The organism is Immundisolibacter sp. (assembly GCF_041625615.1).
Taxonomy (GTDB): Bacteria; Pseudomonadota; Gammaproteobacteria; order Immundisolibacterales; family Immundisolibacteraceae; genus Immundisolibacter.
The window spans coordinates 1-4,856 of sequence record NZ_JBFJTF010000153.1 but is presented as its reverse complement, the minus strand read 5'-3'; the positions used below and the strand labels follow the sequence as shown (position 1 = coordinate 4,856).

The following is a 4,856-nucleotide window of genomic DNA, read 5'->3' as shown; positions in this document are numbered from 1 at the left end:
GCGCAGGCGGGCGGCGGTCTCGTAGTCCAGCACCGCTGCCGCCTGTGACATCTGCGCCGCCAGTTCCGCGATCACCTGCGCGTTCCGGCCTTCCAGGAACAGTTCGGCGTGGCGCACGTCGCGCGCGTAGTCCTCCGGCGAGATCAGCCCCACGCACGGCGCCGTGCAGCGCTTGATCTGGTATTGCAGGCACGGCCGGGTGCGGGAGCGGAACACCGTGTCCTCGCACTGGCGCAGCGGGAAGATGCGCTGCATCAGGGCCAGGCTGTCGCGCACCGCGCCGGCGCTGGGGTAGGGGCCGAAGTAGCGGCCCGGCGCCTTGCGCGCGCCACGGTGAAAGGCCAGGCGGGGGAACGGCTCGCCCTTGGACAGGTAGATGTACGGGTAGCTCTTGTCGTCCCGCAGCATGATGTTGTAGCGCGGGCGCAGGCTCTTGATGAGGCTGTTTTCCAGCAGCAGCGCCTCGCCCTCGGAGGCGGTGACGGTGACCTCGATGTCGGCGATCTGCGCCACCATCCGCGCCACCTTGGGCGAGTCGTGGCGCTTGCTGAAATAGCTGCCGACGCGCCGGCGCAGGTTGCCGGCCTTGCCCACGTAGATGACCTTGCCGGTGGCGTCCAGCATGCGGTACACGCCGGGCCGGGTCGGCAGGCGGGCGGCGGTGGCCTTCGGTTCCGGTGTGCTCACGGGGCCGTGCCGATCAGGTCGCGCGCGTCGGTCAGGACCGTGTCGAACATGGCCTGGTCGATGCGGCCGGTCTGCACGTTGTAGCGACTGGTGTGGTAGCTGTCGACCAGCCAGCGTTGGCCGGGCAGCCGGTGCCGGGCGCCGTGGCCGAAGGCGAAGCGGGCGGGCTTTTCCCCCAGCGCGCGCAGCACCGCCTGGTGTGCGATGTGCCCCAGCGCCAGGACCACGCCGCCGGCCGGCAGCAGGTCCAGCTCCGCGCGCAGGTGCACGTTGCACGCGCTGATCTCGGCCGGCGTCGGCTTGTTGGCCGGCGGCACGCACTTGACGGCGTTGGCGATGCGGCAGTCGGTCAGCGTCAGGCCGTCGTCCACCGCCAGCGACTGCGGCGCGCTGGCCAGCCCGGCGTCGTGCAGCCCCCGGTACAGCAACTGGCCGGCGAAGTCGCCGGTGAACGGCCGGCCGGTGCGGTTGGCGCCGTGCAGGCCGGGTGCCAGGCCGACGACCAGCAGCCGCGCGTCCGGCGCGCCGAAGCTCGGCACCGGGGCGGCAAAGTAGTCGGCACGCTCGTCGCGCACCTGGTCCAGAAACGCCGCCAGACGCGGACAGCGGCGACAGGCGGGATCGTGCAGCGCAGTGGGCATGGCAGGCATCAGACGGCAGGCAAGCGGACAGTTTGCCAGAGCAGGCATTGGCCTGAGCATCAGCCATGACCGGGCGGTGGCGCTGGGCGGCCGGTGGCCGGCGGCGGCAGTGTGCGTACCGGGGTTAGCCGGAGGCCGGTCCGCCCTTGCCCGAGCCGCCGGTAACTTCCGTCAGCGTGGCCAGAATGCGTTGCAGCAGGCCGTTTGCCGAGCCCTGCATGCCTTCCGTTTCGGCCTCCGCCAGTTCCAGGGCGTCCAGTTCCCAGGCGCGCAGGACCTCGACCTTCTCGTCGGTGGTCAGCGCGTCGTTGCGGGCGACGTCTTCCGGGCCGGCGAATACGGCCGCCGGGTCGTTGCGCGCCTGTTCCAGCCACGCTGGAGGGTGTCGATGATTTGACGTCATGGTGTGGCTCCAGGGAATTGCCCACAGGTGCCGTACAGGGTGCCGGTGGTGTGGCCGGTCGGTCCAGCCCGCACGGCACGTTGCGTTGACCGCCATCATGCCCTGGCACGCCCGGTGCCGGTGGGGGATGCCTGCCTGCCGGGGGGCACGCCGCAGGCCGGCGGCCGGGGAGGGCGGGTGGAGTCAGGTGAGCCCGGCAATGGAAATGAACACGCCGAGCAGGCTCTCGCCGGCAATCAGGCCGGCCGCGCAGGCAATCAGAAACCGCGTTGACCAGCGCGGCGCCCGGCGTTGCAGCGCGTGCGCCGCCAGCGCGCCGACGAACAGCGTCATCGACGTGCTGGCCGGAATGACGAAGGCCAGCCCCAGCGTCGCGCCGCTCGGCAGCCAGGCGGCCCAGCGGCCGAGCCGGTTTTCCGCCAGCGCCAGCAGGCAGCCGGCCACGGCGCCGGCCAGCGCCGCGTAGCGCGCCGCCGGCGGCACGCTGTCGAAGCCGAGCGACAGCGCCTCGGCCACGGCCTTCCACACCGCGACCGCCGGGGCCGGCCATTCGGCCGTCAGCAGCTGGGTCGAGGGCTCTGGAATCAGCGCCAGGAACACCGCGCTGCCGACCACGCTGCCGATCAGGATGCCGCCGCACTGGGCGGCGGCCTGTTTCCACGGCGTGGCGCCGACCAGCGCCCCGGCCTTGAAGTCGTTGAGCAGATCGGCGCACTGGCCGGCGGCGCCGCCGGCGACGTTGGCCGTCATGAGGTTGGTCACCGCCTGACCCGGCGCAATTGCGGCAAAACTCAGCTGCGACACCTTGCCAACCGCGCCGATGGGCGGGATGCCGGTTTCGCCCACCACCCGCGCCGCCACCGCCGCCAGCGCGAAGGCCACCGGAATGGCCAGCACCGCCGCGAACCAGCCGATCCCGAACAGCGTCACCTGCAGCACCACCGCCAGCGTGGCGGCGGCCACAAAGCCGCGCACCGACCAGCCGAAATGCAGCCGCGGCCGCCGGCCCAGGGCCGCGCGCCGTGCCGGCCGGCAGGCGATGCTGGTGATGCTGGCCGCCACCATGAGGCTCACGCCGGGCCAGATCAGCCACCCCACCAGCGGCTGAAACGCCGAGCCGGCCGCGCTGCCGCCGGCCTCGACATGTCCGCCGGCCAGCAGCCACGGCGCGACCAGCCCCCAGGCCAGCACCGCCCCGGCCAGCAGCGACCAGCCGGCACGCGGGCCGATGAGCGTGCCGAAGCCGAGCATCATCAGCGACGGGTCGAGGCCGAACGTGAGCTGCTCCAGGCGCGCGGACGGCACCAGCCGCGGCAGCGTCCACCAGTACACGCTGCCGAGCTTGAACACCGCGGCGCCCACCAGGCTGGCCAGCATGGCCCAGAAGCGCAGCAGTGCCTCGCGGCCGTGCTCGAACATGTCGCGCAGGGTCTCGGCGGTGGCGATGCCCACCGGGTAGCGCAGGTGCGGGTTGCCGACCATGGGCGCGCGCAGGAACCACGCCACCCACACGCCCAGAAAGCTGACGCTGAACACCCAGGCGGTCAGCGGCGCCAGGGCCAGCGTGTCGCCTGTGAGCAGCAGGTAAGCCGGAATGGGCGCCACCAGGCCGCCGGAGATGATGGACGCCGCGGCCGAGGCCGCCGTCTGGTTGATGTTGCTCTCGTGCAGTTCCCACGGCGGCAGGCGCAGCAGGCGCGCCACCGGCCGCCAGAAGGCGAAGGCGATCAGCAGCGCGGTGATCGACAGGTTGAAGCTCCAGCCGATCTTGAGCCCGGAGTAGATGTTGGTCGGCGTCAGCACGGCGCCGATGGCCATGCCGGTGATCAGCGCGCGGCACGTGAGCTCGCGCGCCGGGGCGCCCGCAGGGTGGGGGACAGCGGCCGGCGGACGGCCGCCGATCACCGGTTCGCCACGATGGCGGCCGTGATGGACAGCGTCATCAGCGCGGCGCCGCAGGCACGCATCACATACTGGCGGCGCGAGAGCCGTTCCATGCCCTCCAGCCCGACGCGGGTGATCAGCCACACCACGCCCACCGCGAACAGCCCGCGGGCACTCTGCACGATGTTGACCATGGTCGCCACCTTGGCCAGCGCGAACGACAGCATCAGAAACACGCCGCCGAGCAGCTGCACGGCGCCGTACATCAGCAGCCCGCCGGCAAAGCGGCGATTGACCCGGTACCGGCCCTTCAGCGTGCGCGCGGCAAACGGCACCAGCAGCAGCGCCGACACCACGAACAGGTAAACCATTACCTCCAGCGTGCCGAAGCCGGCCCGGAACAGCCGCACCAGAAAAATGTCCGTCAGCGCGTAGCAGAAGGTGGTGAACAGCATCAGCGCCAGCGCCCTGGGGTTGCCGTTGAGCCGACCGTCGCCGAGCAGGAACATGCCCACCATGGCGCCGATGCCGCCGGCGTACACCAGCGGGCCGTAGGTCTCGGCCAGGAACAGCGCCGACAGGCCGGCGATGAAGAAGATCTTGAGGCCAATCAGCGGCACCACGAACGACGCATCGCCAATGCGGATGGCCATCAGCAGTGTCACGTAGCCCAGCGCAAAGCAGCCGCCGGCGCCGAGCACGTCCAGCCACGCGCCGGACGGATCGCTGAACCGGATGAACGGCACCAGCACGCCGCACAGCAGGCCGGTGCTGAACAGGCTGTAGAACGCCACCTGCGCCGGGTGATCCGCCAGCACGTACAGCCGCTTCGAGTACACGGAACTGAAGGCGTGGATGAAGGCGGCGAGCAGCGCCACCAGCACGTAGCTTTGCATGGGTTTTCTTCCTGGGCCGCCGCTGACGCGCCGTCGCCCGGCGCGGGGTGTTTTTTTAAGTTCTTCGGGTGGAACCGGGCGTGGAGGAGTGTAGCCGCCGGGCCGCGGTGGGCGGCGCTACAGCGAAACCCGCCCGGCCAGCAGCAGCACGCCCCACAGCGTGACGGCAATGCCGGTGGCCCGGGCCAGGCGCGGACCGACCGGGAACACCTTTTCGGCCAGCACGTACACGGCAATGCCGGCCACCCAGGCCAGGTTCATCACCCCCACCACGAACAGCAGCAGCATCAGCAGCCAGCAGCAGCCAACGCAGTACAGGCCGTGATGCAGGCCCATCCGGAAGGC

At 71.2% G+C, this 4,856-nt stretch carries 6 protein-coding genes; all 6 read right to left on the bottom strand.

The features are described from left to right. On the bottom strand, positions 1–687 hold a 687-nt coding region (gene uvrC, locus ABYX71_RS10405), incomplete at its 3' end, for an excinuclease ABC subunit UvrC (protein WP_372696431.1). Continuing rightward, complete coding sequence (locus tag ABYX71_RS10400; RefSeq protein WP_372696430.1) at positions 684–1,337, bottom strand: uracil-DNA glycosylase; 654 nt, start codon at positions 1,335–1,337, stop codon at positions 684–686. The genes ABYX71_RS10400 and uvrC, both read right to left, overlap by 4 nt. A gap of 115 nt (positions 1,338–1,452) precedes the next feature. Further along, positions 1,453–1,731 (bottom strand): hypothetical protein, encoded by a 279-nt coding sequence (locus tag ABYX71_RS10395; protein WP_372696429.1) that lies wholly within the window; start codon positions 1,729–1,731, stop codon positions 1,453–1,455. 183 nt (positions 1,732–1,914) lie between these two features. After that, entirely contained in the window at positions 1,915–3,636 is a 1,722-nt protein-coding gene (locus ABYX71_RS10390) for an OPT family oligopeptide transporter (RefSeq protein WP_372696428.1), read from the bottom strand. Next, on the bottom strand, positions 3,633–4,511 hold the full coding sequence (locus tag ABYX71_RS10385) for an EamA family transporter (protein WP_372696427.1): 879 nt from the start codon (positions 4,509–4,511) through the stop codon (positions 3,633–3,635). Before ABYX71_RS10385 ends, ABYX71_RS10390 begins: the two co-directional genes overlap by 4 nt. A 117-nt stretch (positions 4,512–4,628) precedes the next feature. Then, on the bottom strand, positions 4,629–4,856 hold a 228-nt coding region (locus ABYX71_RS10380; RefSeq protein ID WP_372696426.1), incomplete at its 5' end, for a DUF2182 domain-containing protein.